The organism is Pseudomonas fluorescens, assembly GCF_018614775.1.
Classification (GTDB): Bacteria; Pseudomonadota; Gammaproteobacteria; order Pseudomonadales; family Pseudomonadaceae; genus Aquipseudomonas; species Aquipseudomonas fluorescens_BY.
Genome location: NZ_JAGGOF010000028.1, coordinates 1 through 19,437, shown reverse-complemented (window position 1 = coordinate 19,437; position 19,437 = coordinate 1). Strand labels below are relative to the sequence as shown.

General features: G+C 56.1%; 21 protein-coding genes. 11 read left to right on the top strand and 10 right to left on the bottom strand.

The window, feature by feature from the left end:
* Positions 1-106: 106 nt before the first annotated feature.
* Both J7E36_RS07940 and J7E36_RS07935 read right to left on the bottom strand, forming a co-directional pair.
* Positions 107-1,579, bottom strand: a complete 1,473-nt coding sequence (locus J7E36_RS07940) for an amino acid racemase (RefSeq protein ID WP_215001602.1) — start codon at positions 1,577-1,579, stop codon at positions 107-109.
* Positions 1,580-1,589: 10 nt separating this feature from the next.
* A complete protein-coding gene (locus J7E36_RS07935) occupies positions 1,590-2,885 on the bottom strand; it encodes a dicarboxylate/amino acid:cation symporter (RefSeq protein WP_215001600.1) in 1,296 nt (431 codons plus the stop codon).
* Between the two features lie 182 nt (positions 2,886-3,067).
* Between J7E36_RS07935 and J7E36_RS07930 the strand changes: the two genes are divergently transcribed.
* Together J7E36_RS07930 and J7E36_RS07925 are read left to right on the top strand one after the other, a co-directional pair.
* Positions 3,068-3,976: a LysR substrate-binding domain-containing protein gene (locus tag J7E36_RS07930; RefSeq protein ID WP_215001598.1), complete on the top strand. Its 909-nt coding sequence runs from the start codon at positions 3,068-3,070 to the stop codon at positions 3,974-3,976.
* 208 nt (positions 3,977-4,184) lie between these two features.
* Positions 4,185-4,673 carry a hypothetical protein gene (locus J7E36_RS07925; RefSeq protein WP_231286359.1) on the top strand — a complete coding sequence of 163 codons (489 nt, stop codon included), beginning with the start codon at positions 4,185-4,187 and terminating at the stop codon, positions 4,671-4,673.
* Positions 4,674-4,754: 81 nt separating this feature from the next.
* On the opposite strand, the gene J7E36_RS07920 is transcribed toward J7E36_RS07925, so the two are convergent.
* The 4 genes from J7E36_RS07920 to J7E36_RS07905 form a co-directional block, all read right to left on the bottom strand.
* Positions 4,755-5,030 (bottom strand): hypothetical protein, encoded by a 276-nt coding sequence (locus J7E36_RS07920; RefSeq protein WP_215001596.1) that lies wholly within the window; start codon positions 5,028-5,030, stop codon positions 4,755-4,757.
* A gap of 5 nt (positions 5,031-5,035) precedes the next feature.
* Positions 5,036-5,200: a hypothetical protein gene (locus J7E36_RS07915; RefSeq protein WP_215001594.1), complete on the bottom strand. Its 165-nt coding sequence runs from the start codon at positions 5,198-5,200 to the stop codon at positions 5,036-5,038.
* Between the two features lie 500 nt (positions 5,201-5,700).
* Positions 5,701-6,576 carry a TIGR03915 family putative DNA repair protein gene (locus tag J7E36_RS07910; RefSeq protein WP_215001592.1) on the bottom strand — a complete coding sequence of 292 codons (876 nt, stop codon included), beginning with the start codon at positions 6,574-6,576 and terminating at the stop codon, positions 5,701-5,703.
* Positions 6,573-7,793: a putative DNA modification/repair radical SAM protein gene (locus tag J7E36_RS07905; protein WP_215001590.1), complete on the bottom strand. Its 1,221-nt coding sequence runs from the start codon at positions 7,791-7,793 to the stop codon at positions 6,573-6,575. The genes J7E36_RS07910 and J7E36_RS07905 overlap by 4 nt, the downstream gene beginning before the upstream one ends.
* Before the next feature lie 168 nt (positions 7,794-7,961).
* Between J7E36_RS07905 and J7E36_RS07900 the strand changes: the two genes are divergently transcribed.
* The 6 genes from J7E36_RS07900 (at position 7,962) to J7E36_RS07875 (ending at position 12,979) form a co-directional block, all read left to right on the top strand.
* Positions 7,962-8,132: a YhfG family protein gene (locus J7E36_RS07900; protein WP_215001588.1), complete on the top strand. Its 171-nt coding sequence runs from the start codon at positions 7,962-7,964 to the stop codon at positions 8,130-8,132.
* Positions 8,132-8,764, top strand: coding sequence for a Fic/DOC family protein (locus J7E36_RS07895; protein ID WP_215001586.1), 633 nt, complete (start codon positions 8,132-8,134; stop codon positions 8,762-8,764). Before J7E36_RS07900 ends, J7E36_RS07895 begins: the two co-directional genes overlap by 1 nt.
* Complete coding sequence (locus J7E36_RS07890) at positions 8,761-9,249, top strand: SPFH domain-containing protein (protein WP_215001584.1); 489 nt, start codon at positions 8,761-8,763, stop codon at positions 9,247-9,249. The genes J7E36_RS07895 and J7E36_RS07890 overlap by 4 nt, the downstream gene beginning before the upstream one ends.
* A gap of 121 nt (positions 9,250-9,370) precedes the next feature.
* Entirely contained in the window at positions 9,371-9,952 is a 582-nt protein-coding gene (locus tag J7E36_RS07885) for an SPFH domain-containing protein (RefSeq protein ID WP_215001582.1), read from the top strand.
* 102 nt (positions 9,953-10,054) lie between these two features.
* Positions 10,055-12,202 carry a WG repeat-containing protein gene (locus tag J7E36_RS07880; protein WP_215001580.1) on the top strand — a complete coding sequence of 716 codons (2,148 nt, stop codon included), beginning with the start codon at positions 10,055-10,057 and terminating at the stop codon, positions 12,200-12,202.
* A 54-nt stretch (positions 12,203-12,256) separates the two neighbouring features.
* Positions 12,257-12,979 carry a metallophosphoesterase gene (locus J7E36_RS07875; RefSeq protein ID WP_215001578.1) on the top strand — a complete coding sequence of 241 codons (723 nt, stop codon included), beginning with the start codon at positions 12,257-12,259 and terminating at the stop codon, positions 12,977-12,979.
* A 75-nt stretch (positions 12,980-13,054) separates the two neighbouring features.
* On the opposite strand, the gene J7E36_RS07870 is transcribed toward J7E36_RS07875, so the two are convergent.
* The 3 genes from J7E36_RS07870 to J7E36_RS07860 form a co-directional block, all read right to left on the bottom strand.
* Complete coding sequence (locus J7E36_RS07870) at positions 13,055-14,356, bottom strand: AMP-binding protein (protein ID WP_215001576.1); 1,302 nt, start codon at positions 14,354-14,356, stop codon at positions 13,055-13,057.
* A gap of 34 nt (positions 14,357-14,390) precedes the next feature.
* Entirely contained in the window at positions 14,391-14,768 is a 378-nt protein-coding gene (pyp, locus tag J7E36_RS07865) for a photoactive yellow protein (RefSeq protein ID WP_215001574.1), read from the bottom strand.
* A 280-nt stretch (positions 14,769-15,048) separates the two neighbouring features.
* Entirely contained in the window at positions 15,049-15,477 is a 429-nt protein-coding gene (locus J7E36_RS07860; RefSeq protein WP_215001572.1) for a hypothetical protein, read from the bottom strand.
* Positions 15,478-16,991: 1,514 nt separating this feature from the next.
* On the opposite strand from J7E36_RS07860, the gene J7E36_RS07855 reads away from it, so the two are divergent.
* Both J7E36_RS07855 and J7E36_RS07850 read left to right on the top strand, forming a co-directional pair.
* Positions 16,992-17,321 carry a type II toxin-antitoxin system RelE/ParE family toxin gene (locus J7E36_RS07855; RefSeq protein ID WP_215001570.1) on the top strand — a complete coding sequence of 110 codons (330 nt, stop codon included), beginning with the start codon at positions 16,992-16,994 and terminating at the stop codon, positions 17,319-17,321.
* A gap of 174 nt (positions 17,322-17,495) precedes the next feature.
* Positions 17,496-17,780, top strand: a complete 285-nt coding sequence (locus tag J7E36_RS07850) for a helix-turn-helix domain-containing protein (protein ID WP_215001568.1) — start codon at positions 17,496-17,498, stop codon at positions 17,778-17,780.
* Between the two features lie 95 nt (positions 17,781-17,875).
* Here J7E36_RS07850 and J7E36_RS25235 read toward each other — a convergent pair whose 3' ends face one another.
* Positions 17,876-17,989, bottom strand: coding sequence for a hypothetical protein (locus tag J7E36_RS25235; RefSeq protein ID WP_231286357.1), 114 nt, complete (start codon positions 17,987-17,989; stop codon positions 17,876-17,878).
* Between the two features lie 347 nt (positions 17,990-18,336).
* On the opposite strand from J7E36_RS25235, the gene J7E36_RS07845 reads away from it, so the two are divergent.
* A complete protein-coding gene (locus J7E36_RS07845) occupies positions 18,337-19,320 on the top strand; it encodes a DUF4062 domain-containing protein (protein ID WP_215001566.1) in 984 nt (327 codons plus the stop codon).
* The last annotated feature ends 117 nt before the right edge of the window (positions 19,321-19,437 follow it).

The following is a 19,437-nucleotide window of genomic DNA, read 5'->3' as shown; positions in this document are numbered from 1 at the left end:
GTCGCCGACGACTCGCGACCGCTGCCCGTGCAGCCAGGAGGGTGAGCACGGTGGCAATCCCCAAAATGGCCGCACTGGTTTCGCCCTTTTGCGGTGCGCTGCAAACTCAAGCCAGGGCCCCGGCCAACCCAACGCACTTCAACGCCAGAATCCTCGTCGGATCCACCAGCGCCACACGGTGCCCGTTGACCTCGAACGCCTCGCAATGCTCAAGCACCAGCGGCAACTCCGTACACCCCAGCACCAGAACTCCCGCCCCCAACTCGCACAGATGTTCGGCCGCCAGCAGCAACTGCTCGCGGCACAGCCCTTGGGTAAAGCCGGCCTTGATCCCCCGCGGTCCGTAGATCGCTTCCATGACCAGCGCCTGATAATCGACACCCGGCGTGACGATCTGCAGCCCGGCGCGGCGTGCCGCCTGATGATAAACCTGGCTCTGCACGGTCCCGGAGGTTGCCAGCAAACCAATCGCCCTGCCCGAACCGTATCGGTGCTCGATCCATCCCACCGTCTCGCTCAGCATGTTCACGATGGGCACTTGCAGGTGCGCCTGGATTCGCTCGACAAAGGCATGGGCGGTGTTGCATGGAATCGCAATGGCGTTGGCCCCTGCGCTTTCCAGACGCTTGCAGGTGGCGTACAGCGCCAGGGTCGGATCGGCTTCATCGCGCAGCAGACTGGCCGTCCGATCGGGTATCTGCGGGTTCTGCTCGACCACCATCTTGATGTGGTCCTGGTCCTTTCCCGCCGGTGTATTGGCTACCACCTTGGCCATGAAATCCACGGTGGCGGCAGGTCCGACGCCGCCGACGATGCCCAGTTTGAAGGGCGGGCGCCGGGGCTGCCGTGGATCCAGCGTCGCAAAGTCGGCGTAGATTTCATTGATATCCAACACAATAATCCCGCGTCGTTGCAGGTCGGTACAGACCAGCGACAGCTCGGTCATGCCGGGCACGATTACCGTCGCGCCTTGATCCTGCAACGAGAGGCACGCCTGGTAGACCGATTCAAGCGGTACGCCTTTGAGGTGGCCATCCTTGATCCCGTTGACACCGTACATCGCATCCATCAAACCTGCTTGAGCGTCGGCGTCGGGGTAGACAATCGTGAAGTCGTTGCCCAAATGCCGCTCGAACAAACCGCTATGACGCACGAAGTCCGAAGCGATGACCCCCAGCGTCGCCCGCGGCTGGACCCGCTGGCTGACATGGAGGGTCAACGCCGCCATCATGTCCAGCACGGGAATACCCAGCTCGTCCTCGATTTCAGCGCGGAAGGTCTGGCTGGCGAAGCACGGGAGCACCACGGCATCGAAGCCACTCTCTTCGAACGACTTGCACACCTGAAACACGTAGAACTTGCGCGACATCATGCTAGCGCCCTGGTCCAGAGGCAGCAGCACGTCCTTGAAAGGGTGCTGCTCGAACAGGAAGTGGTACCGGCCCTGATCCTCGAGCACCGCCCTGGATTTGATCAATTTGTAGAACAGATCGCCCCCCGCCAGGGATCCCAGCCCACCGACGATGCCCAACTTGCGGGCAACGGAGGCTTTGTGGCGTGCCTTCGATTTAGCCTTCATGACCCCGCCCTCAAACGACCGGAACCGCTTCGGAGCGAGTCCGAACGGGGGAATCTTTGGCGTCGTCCTCTGCGGGTTCTTCGAGCGGTTCGGATTTGGCGACGACAGCTGTGGCGATACTGTTACCTACCACGTTGGTGGCGGTACGCGCCATGTCGAGGAACTGGTCGATACCGATGATCAACAACAGCCCCGCCTCGGGCAGATTGAACATTGGCAGCGTGGCGGCTACCACGACAACCGAAGCGCGTGCGACACCGGCCATGCCCTTGCTGGTGATCATCAGCGTCAGCAGAATCAGCATCTGCTGGGTGAAACTCAAATCAATGTTGTAGGCCTGGGCGATGAACAGAATGGCGAACGCTTGGTACATCATCGAACCGTCCAGGTTGAACGAGTAACCCAGGGGCAACACGAAGCTGGACACGCGCTTGGGTGCGCCAAATTTCTCCAGCGCCTCAATGGTTTTCGGGTAGGCCGACTCGCTGCTGGCGGTGGAAAACGCCAGGAGAATCGGTTCGCGGATGAGCTTGCCCAGGTGGAACACCGAGCGGCCGAGAAACAGGTAGCCGGCGCCGAACAGCAGGGCCCAGAGGATCAGGATCCCGAGGTAGAACTCGGCAATCAGCTTGCCGTAGTCCACCAGTAAACCCAGGCCTTGGGTGGTAATGGCGCAGGCGATGGCGGCAAACACCCCAATCGGCGCAAAGGCCATGACGTAGTCGGTGATCTTGAACATCACCTTTGCCAACTCCTCGATGGAGTCGGTGATACGGGTGTAGCCCGCCCGCTTGACGCCAGCCAGTGCGAAGCCAAAGAACAGCGAAAATACCACGATCTGCAGAATCTCGTTGTTGGCCATCGCCTCGGCAATACTGCGCGGGAACACGTGGCCGATGAACGCCTTGAGACTGAAGTCACCGGTGTTGACCGGCACCGCAGCCGTGGCATGCTGGGCCACGTCCAGATTCAGCCCCGCGCCGGGCTGGAACAGGTTGACCAGCCCCATCCCGATCAGCAGCGAGACCACTGACGCCGTCACGAACCACGCCATCGCCCGGGCGCCAATCCTGCCGACGGAACGGGAATTGCCCATGCTGGCGATACCGCCCACCAGCGTCGCGAACACCAGCGGCGCGATGATCATCTTGATCATGCGCAGGAAAATATCGGTGACCATCGAAAAGTATGCGGCGATCTCTTTGGCACTTTGCTCGCTCCCTGCGAAATGGTGACACGCCCAACCCACCAGCACGCCGAGGGCGATGCCCATTGCAATTCGACGCGGGAGCTTATTCTTCTTCACGATGCTGTCCTCAAGTAGTTCTTGGAGTTTTATTACTTGGCAGGATCGATTCTAAAGAGCGGATCGGGCGAGATGATGAGTAATCGAACTGGCCCCATGCGCTTTTGGAATAGTTATGGGAAAGTCACACCGGGCCGGGCGATCGCATCGTAGACTGGCGCATCTGCTGAGGGAGATCCGGGATGCAACTCAAATGGCTGGATGACCTTCTGGCGATCGCCGAATGGAAAAATTTCTCCCGCGCCGCCGAAGTCCGCAGCGTGACGCAATCAGCCTTGTCCCGCCGTATCCGTTCACTGGAGAAATGGGTGGGGGTCAAGTTGGTGGACCGCGGCACCTATCCCGTCCAACTGACAGCGGCGGGCCTCACCTTCTGCGAGGAAAGCCGAGAAGCACTGGCCGGCCTGCTACGGTTGCGCTCGACGTTGCGCGACGTGGAACGGATGCCGGGCCGGTCGATCCAGATCACCGCCGGCCATAGCCTCTCGATGACCTTCCTGCCGAAATGGCTCAGCCAGTTCCAGCAGCACAATGAACAGTTCAACGCACGGGTCGTCGCCGCCAACATCCACGACGCGGTCGTCGCCCTGGAGGAAGGCAGCTGCGATCTGATGATGGTCTACCACCACCCGCTCGCGCCCATTCTGCTGGACGCCGAACGCTTCGGCAGCCTGGTCCTGGGGCACGACGCATTCATCCCGCTCTGCGCGCCCAACCCCAAAGGCGAACCACTGTTCCGCCTGCCCGGTCGCGCCGGCAAACCGGTGCCCTACCTGGCCTACACCGCCACCACCTTCCTCGGCCGCGTCGCCGACATCGTCATCAAAAACGGCCCCGCCCCGACGGCGCTGGAGCGTTGCTATGAGGCAGACATGGCGATGCTGCTGATGCGCATGGCAATCGAAGGCTACGGCGTTGCCTGGCTGCCGCAAAGCGCGGTGGCCGACGAACTGGAGCGAGGGCTGTTAGTCCGGGCCGGGGATGAGGAATGGAGCACGCAGTTGGAGATTCGATCCTATTGCGCGATTGCCAATCGGAACCCGACGATGCGCAAGCTCTGGAAAACGCTGGAGGGGGCTTCGGTGCGTTGATCGGTTCGGGGGCGCCATAAGCCTGTTCGGGAAATTACAAAACTTTGGGAGCAAAGCTTGCTCGCGATTGCGGAGCCAATCGATAAGGGGGGCTCGGAAAGTCGTTTTCCATAAATACACTCTTTAACAATTCTCACCCTGCCAGCGCCTAAAGGCCCTGGATAGAAAGCCGATAGCCTCGAATATCTCATTCACCCCAGGCTTGAGCATGATTACCTTCGACGCACAGTTCTCCCATACTCGACTACCGCTCCCGATCAACCCGGAGCCGAAAAAAACAACGGATGAAGTGCAATCGATATCTGCGACCCAATCATCTGCTGAAAAGCCGGTTGAAGGGGTAAAAGTATCGCTGTCGGGTGTGGGCCTTCAAAAGGCGGCGGACGAGCGCTCCGCCAACGCCAATAAGGACATTGAGGAAAGCGGGTTGCCTGACCAGACGCAGAAGATTCTGAAAATGATTCGGGAGTTGAAGCAGAAAATCGAAGAGAAGCAGGCGGAAATGCAGGCGCTCATGGCTGACCAGAGCATGACCCCAGAGACCAAGCAGGCAAAAGTTGGCGCATTGCAGACAACACTTGCAACGCTGACCGCCAACCTGATGACAGCGAGCGCCTCTCTGGAAAAACTCACCAAGAATGGAACCCTGTCTGCTTCCCAGGCACAACAAGCCACCCAGCTGGCGATGAAGAACTGAAGCGCGATCAGGGATAGGCTTGTGGCTTAACTGAGCGGCATCAGCCGCAAACGGGCGACCCCTTGAGGTCGCCCGTTTTCGTTACGACGCCAGAACCTGCGCTTGCAGGCGTCGGCCGATCACGTCCAGCAAATCACAACCGTCACGCAGTGGAATCGCCAGAACCTGGGCGAAATCATGCAGGACCACGGCGTCAGTGCTGATGTCGGCGCGCATCGCCATGTTTTCCAGCAATTGGGTGACTGCAGCGATGCGGTAGGCAGCGGTGTCGTGCAGCACGTCCAGGGGCGCTTCGGTGTCGATCAACAGCGCGTGGAAATTGTTTTCGATACCGGTGATGGGCATATAGCGAGGCATGGGGTTCACTCCTGCGGGATGGGGGTCAGTGGCGAATTTGTGGAGCCGCTGGCAAAGGAAACGAATCCGGGATGGATACGGTTGATTGGCAGGAGGTACAGCGGGATGGATGGGTGGACTCTTTCAGTGACGCTGCGCGAACGCGGAGGATTGGGGGTGAGCTTTTTCATTGGCTTATCTCCTGGATCTGAAAGGAACTGCCAGCATCACTTCCACATGATTAGGTGGCAGCTGCACGCGGGTGTGGAAGACCGATCTCCAGGAACCGGCGCACCCGAAGGTGCCCCGCGTACAGCCGCCGTAATTTAACAACAGACATACGAAAAACGCCTGTTTTTAATTCAACGGCGCTACGCGCCTGGATTCATGAGGGCTTCCACACCCTGCCGCTGAATTTGCAGCGACGGAGGGAATCTAGCTTGAGAGAGGCTCAGATGGATAGTCGGCGAAAAGCGACGTGAGTTGAGTGAAATTTCCGATGAGCTTGTCCTCCAACGGGATGATTGGCTCCCAGCCAGGAAGCGCCTAAGCCTCAATGCCGTTCAATTACGAAAGATAGGCCAGGCAAAACTCCCGTGGCGAGGGAGCCCTCCTCGCCTACGGTTGGTATCCGATCGTTGGAAAGACATTGGCTTAAATCCAAAGCATCGGTATGAACTGAAAGCCCCGACTACTCAGGTGCAGGGCTCGATCCCAACGAAGCGCTCTCAACCTTCGCCCCCACAACAATCCGCTTGCCCACCTGTTCCCTCACCTCCACCGCCTGCCCATCACGCTGCTTACCCTGCCGCGCCTGCCCCACCAATTGCGGAATCAACCCGCCCTCCGGCAAGTGCTGCCAGAAGCGCCCGGGCATGTGCTGCCTTAACGCCTGGGGATTAAGCCGCGCCGGGTTGAAGATGTGTCGATAATAGGTGCGCCACAACTCGGCGCCGGGGTCGTCGGCGTGACGCGCCCATTGCCGCCACTCTTCGGGGCATTGGCGCCTGTAGTCAAGCGACTGGCCGTCGAAGCGGATACCGTCGCGAGGTGTTGCGATCAGCCAGCGTTGTCGTCCCAGGCGTTCGGCAAAATGACTGCTGGCGCTTTCTAGGATGTCGTGGGCCGGCTCGTGGAAAGACACCAGGTCCAGCTGCAACCGCTCGGCCAGTGCCTGGGGCAAGGGAACGAAGCGTACAAAAGCATGTAGATGGTGCGCCTCGCGGCTGACCTGCTTGATCCGGCGCTGCAGTTCGCTGCCCAGGCGATCACCCGCGAGCATCGCGGTGCGATCGCCATGGGCAACACGCCAGAGCACTTCATACAGCAGGTTCCAGCGCTGTTCGCCCAGGTAACGACTGGCCTGTTCCAGCTGGGTCAATAACGCCGCCGGCACCCGCGTACGGAACGGTCCCGGGCCTGACGGGAGCGGTGTTGGTATCGCCAACAGGTCGGTAATGGGCCCCTGCGCCCACGTCACATCACTCGGGTCGATGCCATGACCCAGCAGAGTCCGAGCCTGGTCACGCCAGGTGGAGAAGTCATCATCGCAGTCCAGCGCGATCATCCCCACAGCCCCATCTGCACCGGCCGTTGTGGGTCTCGCAGGCGCGCACGCAACAGGCCGCTGCGCACCTGGGCCTCCGCTGGCCGGTAGTCGCTGGTGATGATGAACGGCCGCGCCTTCTCCAGCACGCAACGTAATTGCACCAGGTCGTCATAGCGGACCTTTCGCTCCCGGCGTAGCGCCACCAGGCGTTGCACACTACGCAGACCGATCCCGGGAATACGTGCCAGCAAGGCAGGCTCGGCGCGGTTGACGTCCAGCGGGAACACCTCACGATTGGCCAGCGCCCAAGCGAGCTTGGGGTCGATGTCCAGGTCGAGGTTGCTGGCGTTGCTCAGAAGCTCGCCCGCCTTGTAGCCGTAGCCGCGCATGAGAAAATCCGCCTGGTACAGCCGGTGCTCGCGCAGCAAGGGTGGCGCCGCCAACGGCACACTGGCCGGGCTGTCGGGAATCGGGCTGAAGGCCGAGTAATAGACCCGACGCAAACCGTACCCCTGGTAGAGCGATTCAGCGTTCTGCAGGATGGCATGGTCGTCGGTCGCATCGGCGCCCACGATGACCTGGGTGCTTTGCCCGGCCGGCGCGAAGCGCGGTGCCCTCGCCTCGCCGGCCACGGCCTGTTGTCCCAGATGAATGGTGCCCATGGCCTGGCGGATCGTGGTCAATTGCTTTTCCGGCGCCAGTCGCTTGAGGCTGACCTCGCTGGACAGCTCGATATTCACGCTCAGGCGATCGGCCAGCCGCCCGGCCTCCTCGATCAACAGCGGATCGGCGTCGGGAATGGTCTTGAGATGGATATAGCCCCGAAACTGATGCTCTTCGCGCAGCAAGCGCGCCACCCGCACCAGTTGCTCCATGGTGTAGTCCGCCGAGCGAATGATGCCGGAGCTCAGGAACAGGCCACTGATGCAATTGCGACGATAGAAATCCAGGGTCAACCGCACCACTTCCTCCGGGCTGAAGCGCGCCCTCGGCACGTTGCTGGAACGACGGTTCACGCAGTACTGGCAGTCGTACAGGCAAAAATTGGTCAGCAGCACCTTGAGCAGCGAGACGCAGCGCCCGTCCGGCGTATAGCTGTGACAAATGCCCATGCCATCTGTCGCGCCCAGCCCGTCGCGCCCGCGTGAGCTGCGCTTGGGGGCACCGCTGCTGGCGCAGGAGGCGTCATACTTGGCAGCGTCGGCAAGAATGCCGAGCTTGGCGATGAGTTGCATGGAGGACCCTCGATACTGGACATAAATACAGTATTTTGAGACGCACTGCATTGCAAGGGCCATTGATCAGTCCAATGTGCCGATGTGTCCCCATAGAAGCCACAGCGTAGGCCCGTGCGAGGGAGATGGGCTATAATCCGCTCATCTTCGCCAGTGAGATCGAGTCCCATGGGTAATGTCAGCCTTGAAGCGAAAAAGGCCTACGCGGCCAGAACGCGTCGATCCAATTATGCAGCCAGCCTGCGCCTGGAAGGCTTCAAAGTGACCTTCTCCGACGGCGAATGCAAAATGCCCACGCGCGAAGAAGTCTTGAAGACCTTCACCCAGACCCGAACCTGATGCCGGACAAATACGGTGTCGGCGAAGACGCCTATTGCTATCCCGGCTCCACCGTCCTGCGCAACAAACTCGATATCCGTGACGAACTGACCTTGAGCGAGGCCGAGCAACAGCTCTCGGCCATCGCGGCGGATAACGTCGAGTTCAACCCTCCTCCCTATAACCTGGCTTACCTTCAAGGCATTCATCAGGCTTTATTCGTTGACTTGTACGAATGGGCCGGAGAATTGCGCACCGTTGGAATGGCCAAGCAGGACACGCGCTTCTGCCAACCGCAGTTCATGGAAGCGGAAGCAGGTAAAATCTTCAGGCACATGGCCGCGCAGAACTGGTTCGAAGGCATGAGCCGAGCAGCCCTGATCAGCGCTGTTGCAGAGGCCTACTCGGATATCAACGTCGTGCATCCCTTCCGCGAAGGAAACGGCCGCGCCCAGCGGATTCTGTTTGAACACCTCATCATGAATGCCGGGTTCGAAATCAGTTGGTGGGGCATTGAGAAAGAGGAGTGGATTTTCGCAAACATCGCGGCCTATAACTGCCTGCTTGGGCCAATGGAGCAGGTGTTTGAAAAGTGTATCGGCCAGGAAATTCGCACACCGCCCCTGCCAGCGCAGAACGGAAGCACAGCATGAAATATCGCAGCATCAAGTCCTTGGCTTTTCTGATGTTTGGGATGGTCACCGTCTATTTCATCTGCACTGAAGCAGTTTACTCCGTCAGTGAACAAGACCGTGGCGTGGTCCTGCGCAACGGTAAATTCTTGACCGTGTCGCAACCCGGCCTGGGCTGGAAGATTCCCTTTGCGGATAAAGTGACTCCCCTTTCGATGCAAAACAACCTCATCTACTGGCAAGTTTTCCAGGCAAGAACCGAGGATCTGGATGTGATGGATCTGGAGTTATCCGTTGTCTGGCGCGTGGCGCCAGACGAGACGCTGAACATGTACAAGGACTACACCACACTCGAGAACGTTGAAAACATCCTGCTCATTCCAAAGGTGACAGAACAGGCTCGACTGATAATTTCCCGTTACACGACAGAGCAAGCATTGAAAAAACGCGAGGCCTTCCTTCGCAGTTTTCCGCGGCTATCAAAGCGTCCATTGTCGGCCCGGTGATCATTGAAAGCGTCGATATCGGAAATGTGCACATGAAAAGCATACACATCGAGTAGATTGCCTGTCGGCGGCAGCGGAACACTGCGCAATGACACCGTCACAACACTCCAGAGAACACCACATGCGCCGCACTATCTGGTTCATAGGCTCAGGGTTAGCCGTTATCGCCGTAACGTGTGTGCTGGCAAGCCTCTCGTTCTACACCATCAACGAAAAAGAGCTGGGCTTGATTTTGCGCAACGGCAAAATCATTTCTGTCGCCGAACCAGGGCCGGGTTGGCGACTGCCGTTTGCAGACACGGTAGTGCGCCTCTCAAGTCAAAAAAATATTCTTCATGTCCCCAGTGTTCACAACTACACCTTGGACCTCCATGAGTTCAACACGGACGTATCCGTTGCCTGGCATGTAGCACCAGACAAAATTGCCGAGATCTACACGCGATACAACGATACTCAATCGGTTGAACTGGCCTTTATAAAACCCAAAGTGACGAGCCAGATCGGGCTGGTCATGTCGCGCTATAAAGGCCTTCGGATGTTCGAGCAGCCTGATCAATTCATAAAAGACAGCTCAGCCGCGATCAAAATGGCAACGGGCGATCTTGTGATCATTGATAGCGTTAACTTTGAAAAACCCGTGTTGGCGGACCTGGATCGATCAGACGCTCCTGCCGCAGTCGCCACCGAGGCCGCCGCCCCTTAAGCCGAGCCGTCAGGAGGGGCGGTATCATCCAAACATTGGCAGGCGTCCAGGGCGTGTGGTTAGCTGGCGGCACTTTCCAGCCCCTTGACTAACGAAGCCACGATGAACTTTACCCAGCCTCGCTTGAGATTGCTGTCGATACTGAGTGTGACCCTGTTAGTGGTGGGCTGCATGTCCTACTACTTGTTTCGCCAGAGCAACGCGTCGGCCAGTGAAAACTTCGCTGCCGAGGACATGAACGAAGGTGGCGTAGAGGACATCGGCACACTGGCGCTGCCTGACGTGGCAAAGCGCCTGAACTTCCTGATCAACGATACCGATGAAACCCTCAAGTCTCTGGAGCTGGTCAGTCAGACAGAACTCAGCCTGACGCTAGAGGGAACCCGGCCCGCCGGCGAGCAGGAACTGCAATACGAGGAACTGTTTGTTCCTTTCACCAGCGCGGAGGTGAAAACTGCACTGGCATCCGTACAAGACCTTCATTTCGCCCAAAGGCTGTTTGCTGACGGTTCCGAAGTGCGGCTTGAGACCAGCAACCTTGACCCTTTGTGGAAACGCGCAGCCACCCCGGATGAACCGACGGCCGAACAGTACCGCCCGGACCGCCTGCGTTTTCGCGATGGCAGCGAAACGCCTTTCGCCGATATCAAGAGGCAGCCCGAAGCGGAGTCGGACGATATTCCGCTGTCCCGTGACGTCATCGTACTCCCGGTCAACAAACCCTTGGCCAGTCTCGACCTGACGATCGTCTACCGCAGTTATCCGGCGTTCAAGAAAGTCGTCCTGAACAAGGATCACCCGAAGGTGACCCTCGACGACGGCCAACAATTCCAGCTCACCGCCCTGGGCGACGACAGTGCTTCGCTGCGACTGAGCACGCCCAAAGCGTCGACCTTCGTCGTGCAGGGCCTGACCGATGCGGGCAAGGCGCTCTACAGCAATGACAACAACACCCGCTCGTTCCCTTCGGACAGCGACATTGAAGCGTTGCGTGACTACTACAAAGCACTACGCAAGACCAAAGATGATCTCGAACAATTCAAGACCAGCCAGGCAGTACAGCAACGGTTGGAGCAGCTGGTGGAAGTGCTTTCCTCCCAGGCCGGGCCGCTGAAGAATACCGAGGCCGACTACCACTTCGGAGCCACGCCGCAGCGTATCGTCATTCATGTGCTTGATCCGGCGGAAGACCACACTGCCGTATTCGCTGGCGTACCCAACGTACTTGCCGAGCAACCCCGTTACATCGCCCTCGACCGACACGCCGACCTCTACGGCTTCATCGACCAGACCGGGCAATGGTTGATCAAACCACGCTGGCTACAGATTCAAGCACCCGATCAGGGAGCCACACAAATCTATACGCTGCTTTCGCCAAAGAACGCCCGCGACCCTGACTCGGAAGTGCTGGAGCAAACGGCTTACTTCCCCGCGGGCAGCAATAAACCCGTCAATCTACCGTTCGAACTCATATCCCAGGTGATGGACAACGGCCTGCTGTTGGTGGAACGCGAAACCAATGGTCCTTATGGGGTCTACGACGCCAAAAATCACCGTTTCATCCTGCCGATGAAGTTCGTCAACCCCACGGTGACCGGCAATCTGCTCATCGCGCGCCTGGGCACTAAAACCTATGCCACGGAGGGTCACTACGGTGCCTTTACTCTCTCCGGCAAGGAAGTTCTGCCAGCGCAGTTTTCCGATATCGAGCACAACGGTGACTTCCTCTACACCACCTCAGCCGATCAGAGCCGGTGGGACGTCTACGACCTGCAAGGCAGACGGATCAACCTCCAGGGTTACAACGTGATCGGTCGATTCTTTGGTGAACAACCCCTGCTGGTGCAGGACGCCAAGAGCAAGAAGTTCGCTTTTATCAACCGCGAGGGAACACTGCTTCCCATCCAGTTGCCGTATGACGAGGTGAAGCCATTTTCCAACGGCATGGCGGTGGTCGGGCGGGATAGCAGTTATGGCGCCATCGACTTGGCCGGCAAACTGCAGATTCCACTGGAATATAACCGGATCAACGCGTTCCAGGGCCGCTACGCCGCCGCGGTCCGGGACGGCGAAAGTGACTTGGTATTGATCAGCCAGGATAATAAATTGGTCAAGAAACTCGGTTCGTACACCAGCCTGAAAGTCCCGGATAACGGCAACGAGGCGCGCTACTATGTGAGGGATCCGGGCAATAGTGATGAATACCTGGTCTATGATGCCGATGGGAATCTTGTGGACAAAGAGCAATAGGGCCCTGATGCAGCCGGACCTTACCGGCTCCCATTGAACGAACTACACCGACGAATGAACGCGATAAAAACATTCCCACCCAACGAGAAAGGCCGTGACTTTGTCGTGGGTGACGTTCATGGGCACTTCAAGCTGTTAAGCGCGCTTTTGGATCGCTCAAAGTTTGATGTTGGACGGGACCGTCTTTTTTCCGTGGGTGACCTGATTGATCGCGGCCCCGATTCCGTGGAGGTACTCGACTGGCTTTCGCAACCCTGGTTTCATGCCGTTCGGGGTAATCATGAACAGATGCTGATTGACTGCGTCTCCGGACACGGGGACATTTCCAGGCATACCCGAAACGGCGGGGCCTGGCTCTATGCGCTGGCGCCAGCGGTCCAGCACAAGCTATCCCTCGCCCTCCAGGCACTTCCGATAATCATTGAAGTCCCCTTGATGGACGGAAGGAAAGTCGGCATCGTGCACGCCGAAGCCCCGCTGACCCAAAAGGATGACGATTGGCAGAAAGCCAAAGAGGCTTTATCGGGGCAACTGGGGGAAATTTGTCGACTGCGAGCCGTGAGCATGGCGCTGTATGCCCGGGAAAAAATCGAGCGGCAAAACAATGACCCTGTCAAAGGGATGGACCAGCTCTACGTGGGTCACTCGACCGTGCCGAGCGTTACGCGCCTGGGTAACGTCGTCTATACCGACACGGGCTGTTCCTTTGGGGATGGAGCATTGAGCCTCATCGATCTTGGCGCCGGCACCGTCACTCACATCGCCATGGAGCCGTGATGCGCACTGGGAACCCACTTACTTCACTCCACTCACTTGCGCAGATCACCAACAAGCTAGGCGCCCCACTGCGGATCAATTACCCCACGTATCTGACCAGGCGCCTGCGTCCGCCACGAACTGAGCACTACGTTCCAATGACCAATCGCTCTGTTTGCCCAAATGGTTCAAGGGCAGTGCCGAACCGAACGTAAAGGCTTTGGGTCGCTCCACCGCAGGCAGGTTCCCCATGCACCAGGTGTGTAAAAGCGTCTCAAGCCTTGCAGTATCCTCATGGCCTTTAGTCGGAACAATAAAAGCTTTCAGCCGATCACCCTCATGGACAGACATTAGCCTGACCGTCGCATCCGCCACTTCGGGCAAAGCCTTCAAACGCTCGCTGATACTGAGCGGAAACACATTGATTCCAGCTACCTGTACAGCCGCATCGATACGTCCCGTTGGCCGAAAACTTGTCTGATCAAACCATACCAGCTGGTCGCTCAAGCGGTATTCAGCTTCATCGCCGCACTCTGTCAAAGCATCTGGAGTGAGGCCGCGCTGCCAGCGCGGAAGGAGCTTGAAACAGGCGTCGGGATCACTACGCACACCCACTCCGGAGGTCTCACTCGAGCCATACACTTCGATCATATGATCAAGGCCCCGACTGCGAAGATTAAAGATGATCTCTGGATCACACGGGCCCGTGGATGTAACGGCGGTAATGCCCGCAGGGAATCCAGCCTGGTCATGACTCAACTGACGCCAGATAAAGGGAAATCCAATGATCAGATCGCCAGCCTGCAACTTTCGTTGATTGACCAACGTGAGCGCTTTCAGGCCACGCACCGCAGGAAGCCCAAGGGCTGCTGGCAGCAACACACTGAAAATAAAACCATAGATGTGATGGCACGGACTAAGCGCCATGACGCGCTGCATAGGTTGATCAGAATACCTGCTCAGAAATTCTGCAAAGAATGTGGTCTCGGCGACCAACGTGTCCCAACGCTGTAAGCAATGCTTGGGCGCGCCGGTACTGCCGGATGTGGCAAACGTCAGATCTTTGGAGCCGTGCAGGCGCGCGGTGACCACTAGATCAGCCCATTCACCCAGTGTCTTGAAGCGAAGCAAATAGTCTTCGAGTCCGCTGTCGTAGAGGTTGAAGAACTTCGCCACGCAGGTTGCAAGACTTAGCAGCTCCAGGGAGTCAGCCCCGATTGCCGTCGTACCGGGATCCGCTGCCCTGCTGTCGTGCAGCTCACCCAGCAAAGTCGATTCGTCCCAGCATTCACTGCCTGTTTGAAATGAAGACAGATGACGCAAAGATTTGAGCTCATCAGCCAGCAGAGCCACCATGACGTTCAGGACGCTGGCTTTATCCAGTTCGAGTCGATTCAAGTTGATCACTGCTGTCTGATGAACCTGGGGAGTGTCAGAGCCGCTTGACGAAGACCCAATAGGTGTCCCCGGTCAGCGCTTTCTTCATGTGTACTTTGACCTTGGTGGGCTTCATCTGATAGTCGAACACATACTCGAACATCGTATTGAGGTTGCCACTCTTGACACCTTCGGCGAATCGGCCCTGAAACTCCGGACGGTTCGTGCAGGGCGCCACATCACGGAAAAAGCTCTTCCCAATCACATCACTTGGCTTACGTCCGGTGATGTCTCCTTCAGCAGCGTTGTACTGAAGAATTTTCCCGGCCGCGTCGAGCTGGATAGCACCAAATGCGACCTTATCGAGCTGCCCTGCTGACATTTTGGCGAGGGTGTTTTCAATGTCGTTTGACCCAAAGCTTACCAATTCCATCACTGACTCCTTGCGCACTGCGCATTAATCTATACACATCTTGTACAAGATTTTGTTTTTGTACAAGCCCTGTCTAATTTTTCGCTCCAAGGACGGGTAATCAGCAATGAGTGTAGGCGACGTTGAGCAGCACCACAGTCTTCTGGCGGGCGAAGGGCTGGCTCTCTTGGTAGACTGTGGCGCTATGGCGCAAGCTATGATCGTGCACGGCGGTTCGTGTCCGGACCGTCCTTACCAAATACGCAAAAAAGACGCCTACGGCGCCTTTTGGGTTCTGCCCTTAGGGGATATCTGAAGTCAGGTCCAACTTAACCTGCTTCCACTCTCCATTAACCTCATAATAAGCAACGTTTCTATATTCATATACCACATCCAAGGTCCTGAGTTTGACCCTACCGGGTAAAGCTGTACGTACCGCACCAGAACTCTGCGTCACCAGGAACGGACTAAGTGACTTTACTTTGTTAAGCACCTTTATCGAATCATCATCTTTCTCCATAAGAAAATACCGATAAACAAATGGAACGGTTGCCCCCCCTGAATCATAAAGAATTTCGTAGACAGCGCCGACTGTATCAACTGGCGTCACAGACACTATTTTTGAGGGCTCTGGCGAAGCAGGACTTATCATAAATATATACACCGCCTGAGCCACACAAACCATTAGCAATATCAAAAACGCCCACTTAGAATCCTTTAGATTTGGCATAATTCATACCCGCTTTTATCCATATCTGGTCCATGCGATCATCACCATAAGGCGACTGTGCCCACCACTTCCCAAACTCCTCTCTCGAAGTTCCTGCTATGGATTGAGCGGCTCCCTGAAATAGGCCCTGGAGGATTGGGCAGAGGGCCATCGGGCGTAATAAGCAGTGGCGGTAAATCCAACGTTCCTGTCATTTACTTCTCCATTAATTTTCACAACACTGATGCAAGTGTTAAGCAGCGGACTTGCAGGCCAAATCAGTTGATACAGCTCCGTTTTGATGTCGATGGCACGACTAACGAAACTGTACAAAAACAGTAAGAAACTCAACCCTTTTTTATGCGTTTTTGCATATCAAAATGCGACAGGTCTCCCCAGCACCCTGCTTCCATCCCTGATAAACTGCGCCCTCAGCCTTCCCGATTCAGATTTCCCCAATGCCCCCACAAACAGCTCAACGCTTCCGCCGCTTCAGCGTGGCCCCCATGATGGATTGGAACTTCTAATTCTGGAGGCCATGTAATACGCGCCCTCCAGCACCAACCGAAAACGCCCGTACCATTTTCGTACCAGTTACCTCCTGAAACATCCTCTCTTTTGAGCTGCCCCGTGCGAATGGCGGCGCTGTAATCCTTGTGGCTCCAATCCCAACACCCACCCACAAACGCACCGACTGACACGGTGTGCACGAGAGTGCGTGCGTGTGAATGACGAACGTGAGTTGGAGCGCGCATTTCTGTATGCAGCGCTAGTAAATGCTCCGCCCGAGGCATGTCCGGCGTTTTTATGTTGACCCACGGGAAAGAGGTTAGGAGGGTTAGTTTTCCACTCGCTGCGCTGAAAGCCTTGTCTGGCAGGGCTTTGCGAAGGATTCGCCAAGGTTAGCTTTGGGTTAGATTTGGTAATGTCCTAACCTTTATTGGCGTTAAATATTCATTTAATAAAATCCTTTAAAAACAGTGAGTTATAGATTCCTAACCTTTTACCTAACCCAACCTAACCCATCAAAGTTAGGTCTCAATCCCAACAAATACGGGGCCCTCCGGCGTACCCCCCCCCTCTCAAAAAAACTAACCCTTTTCCCGTGGCACCTCCGAAATCCGTACGCCTGTGCATGCGTATGAGCATTACGAAAAGACACCCACCTTCGCAGGGATTCGCAGGTGTTCGATAGCCTGGATAAGCTCCGGCAGCCCCCAGCGGGCTTGACTTCGATGGGAGTGCAGAAGTGCGGAAAAAAAGACCTATTTAGCTCGCAGGCGAGGTGGGGGGACGACGGCGCGCGCCAAGACTGAGCCGTGCCAGCGACGCCGCTTGAGGGTGCGACAGAGCCGCCTGATGAGCGAAGCAGCGATGCCGCTTGCAATTATATCTAAATCGATATAATTTAACGCTGCCTGGCGTGATCCGGCCGCGTGAGTCCAACCTGGAAGCGGCGCACCCAGTCCACCACCCTGAGGAAAGCACTATGCCGTATGAACATTTAACGCGACGAGGTCGACAGAGAGATAAAAATGCACAACAAACCACTAAAGAAAATCGAATGGGTTGGTAGCAGTTTGGAGGATCTTAGGGACTTTCCTCCAACAGCCATAAAGCGGGCAGGCTATCAGTTGCAAGGTTTGCAGGAAGGCGAAGAGCCTGACGATTGGAAGCCCATGAGGTCCGTAGGTCCCGGAGCTCAGGAAATTCGGATTGCATGCGAGGAAGGGGCTTTTCGCGTGTTTTATGTGGTGAATCGACCGGAAGCAATTTACGTGTTGCATGCTTTCCGCAAGACCACTCAAAAGACGGAAAAGCGCGACATCGATCTGGCGAAAGCTAGGTATAAGTCGCTGGGTTGATCGCAGGGGCAGGTAAGCAGGCAGGGCAGGTACCCTTTCACCCTCCGTTCGGGTGAAGGGGTAAGCTGCTAGTCTGAACTTCTCGCAACCCGACTCGATCAATAAAGAATAAGTGTTAAGCAGAAAATTAAACTGAACGTAGAATTGAAAGCATTGAAAGTGAGGAATACCGATATGGCAAACGAACGCGCGACCAGTGTCTGGGAAGCGTTGGTTGACACGCCAGAAGAAGCCGAGAACCTTAGAGTTCGCTCCCAAGTTATGCGAGCTATCGTCCAGGCCGTAAAGGCATGGGACGTCTCCCAAGCCGAAGCGGCTCGCCGGCTGCATGTTACGCAGCCACGGCTCAACGATCTGCTGAAGGGGAAGGTTGATAAGTTTTCCCTGGATGCGCTGGTGAATCTGTTAGCTGGGGCAGATTTGGAAATAGAAATCAGCGTTACCGCCAAAGCCGCCTGAACTGGGGCGCTGGACTGAAAGGGCAGCCGCCAGCGGGGGATGCCCTTTTTTGCTTATGGTCTGGCGCGTCGTTTTATACTCGCTCCCATGCTCCTCTAACTTAACGCCACGACACTTGTCATAGGCTGGTCCAGCCTGGTTGTGTAGCTCTGGCTCATCATCTCCCGGCCATGCCCCAGTCTGGGTTGACGGGCACACTGGCGGAACATAGCGTCCCCCTGCCCCCATCGCCCGCCGATCTGACTCAACACCGCCATCAACTTCGTGGCGTCGGCTGGTTGGAGGTGGCGAAAAGGTCGTCGGTGTACTCCCCTGCTGACAAAGGATCATCACTAGCACCTCGGCCTTGATCAGCAGCCGTACATCATCGGTGGGATACGGCAGGTCAATCAGCACTCCGTTGGCGTACTTCGCCTCCTCGGGGTGAACATACCGGTGCGGATGCTGACGCGGATCTTCTTGCATAGCGACTTCCAAGCAGCCTCCCGAACACGCCCAAGTAGACACAATGCTGGCACTTCGATACTGTTGCTTTTTATGGAGTAAGGGGAAAGGCATGAAGCGAAAACTTCAGGTGTTCATATCCAGTACATACACAGATTTGATTGATGAACGGCAAGCTGCTGTAGGAGCAATTCTAAAATCAGGTCATATCCCTGCCGGCATGGAGCTTTTTACCGCCGGTGATCGTTCTCAGATGGAAACAATTAACGACTGGATTGATCAATCAGACGTTTACATGTTAATCCTCGGCGGCAGATATGGATCTATAGAAAGCTCAACGAACTTGAGCTACACAGAATTGGAGTTCGACTACGCCGTCGCACAAAATAAGCCGATGTTTTCAGTCGTAATCAAGGAGGAAGCGCTTGAAAGAAAAGTTCGCGACTGCGGAACTAACTATCTTGAAAAAGACAACCCAAAGGAATTGAAAGCGTTTCGAGAGAAAGCACTCGGGAGAATATCCTCATTCTTTGACGATCTTAAAGATATAAAGCTTTGCGTATATGAAAGTCTTTCTGATTATGCGGGCAGAGGCGAGTTAACCGGGTGGGTCTCAGCAAGCGAAATTGTCGATACCAAGCCCCTGTTCGAAGAAATAAAAAAGCTATCGGACGAAAACAATGAATTAAAAGAAATAATTAAAAATTTAGAAAGCCGCCCTATATCCGCCCCAGTCAAACCGGCCGGAGACATAGAAAAACTTTCAGAAATAGCGGAAGTATTAAGCCATCTCACAGTAACCATTCCATCAACTGTAACCACGACTGAAAAGGAAGAAGAAAACAGCCTTTTAGATATTTTTTACAACACACGAAGCAAATTAATACAAGGCGTAACCAACGCAGCATCAGGGGCGACTGACGTAAGTAGATTCCTTTATTTCAATATCTGCCCAAAGCTACAAATTCACGGCCTAACAGAGAATGAAAAAGTTACAGGCGTAAAATATAGAAGATACTTCGTCACTAAACTAGGATTACAACTGCTTGCGCATATCGAAAAAGAACAAGTAGCCTTAAAGAAACAGCAAAAATAAACCCATAGCCCAAGACACATACGAAGCCGCCATGATGGCGGCTAATCAAATACACCTCAACAAATTCCGCCATCCACCATTCGCCGTATACATGTCCGATCGTGTCCCAGGAAGTGG

Bases quoted from the DNA above. Each gene is read 5' to 3' on its own strand.
- J7E36_RS07930 (WP_215001598.1), top strand. From the start codon at position 3,068: ATGCAACTCAAATGGCTGGATGACCTTCTGGCGATCGCCGAATGGAAA.
- J7E36_RS07875 (WP_215001578.1), top strand. From the start codon at position 12,257: ATGAACGCGATAAAAACATTCCCACCCAACGAGAAAGGCCGTGACTTT.
- J7E36_RS07900 (WP_215001588.1), top strand. From the start codon at position 7,962: ATGGGTAATGTCAGCCTTGAAGCGAAAAAGGCCTACGCGGCCAGAACG.
- J7E36_RS07890 (WP_215001584.1), top strand. From the start codon at position 8,761: ATGAAATATCGCAGCATCAAGTCCTTGGCTTTTCTGATGTTTGGGATG.
- J7E36_RS07905 (WP_215001590.1), bottom strand. From the start codon at position 7,793: ATGCAACTCATCGCCAAGCTCGGCATTCTTGCCGACGCTGCCAAGTAT.
- J7E36_RS25235 (WP_231286357.1), bottom strand. From the start codon at position 17,989: ATGTTCCGCCAGTGTGCCCGTCAACCCAGACTGGGGCATGGCCGGGAG.
- J7E36_RS07855 (WP_215001570.1), top strand. From the start codon at position 16,992: ATGCACAACAAACCACTAAAGAAAATCGAATGGGTTGGTAGCAGTTTG.
- J7E36_RS07860 (WP_215001572.1), bottom strand. From the start codon at position 15,477: ATGCCAAATCTAAAGGATTCTAAGTGGGCGTTTTTGATATTGCTAATG.
- J7E36_RS07885 (WP_215001582.1), top strand. From the start codon at position 9,371: ATGCGCCGCACTATCTGGTTCATAGGCTCAGGGTTAGCCGTTATCGCC.
- J7E36_RS07845 (WP_215001566.1), top strand. From the start codon at position 18,337: ATGAAGCGAAAACTTCAGGTGTTCATATCCAGTACATACACAGATTTG.
- J7E36_RS07880 (WP_215001580.1), top strand. From the start codon at position 10,055: ATGAACTTTACCCAGCCTCGCTTGAGATTGCTGTCGATACTGAGTGTG.
- J7E36_RS07920 (WP_215001596.1), bottom strand. From the start codon at position 5,030: ATGCCTCGCTATATGCCCATCACCGGTATCGAAAACAATTTCCACGCG.
- J7E36_RS07895 (WP_215001586.1), top strand. From the start codon at position 8,132: ATGCCGGACAAATACGGTGTCGGCGAAGACGCCTATTGCTATCCCGGC.
- J7E36_RS07925 (WP_231286359.1), top strand. From the start codon at position 4,185: ATGATTACCTTCGACGCACAGTTCTCCCATACTCGACTACCGCTCCCG.
- J7E36_RS07940 (WP_215001602.1), bottom strand. From the start codon at position 1,579: ATGAAGGCTAAATCGAAGGCACGCCACAAAGCCTCCGTTGCCCGCAAG.
- pyp (WP_215001574.1), bottom strand. From the start codon at position 14,768: ATGGAATTGGTAAGCTTTGGGTCAAACGACATTGAAAACACCCTCGCC.
- J7E36_RS07915 (WP_215001594.1), bottom strand. From the start codon at position 5,200: ATGAAAAAGCTCACCCCCAATCCTCCGCGTTCGCGCAGCGTCACTGAA.
- J7E36_RS07910 (WP_215001592.1), bottom strand. From the start codon at position 6,576: ATGATCGCGCTGGACTGCGATGATGACTTCTCCACCTGGCGTGACCAG.
- J7E36_RS07850 (WP_215001568.1), top strand. From the start codon at position 17,496: ATGGCAAACGAACGCGCGACCAGTGTCTGGGAAGCGTTGGTTGACACG.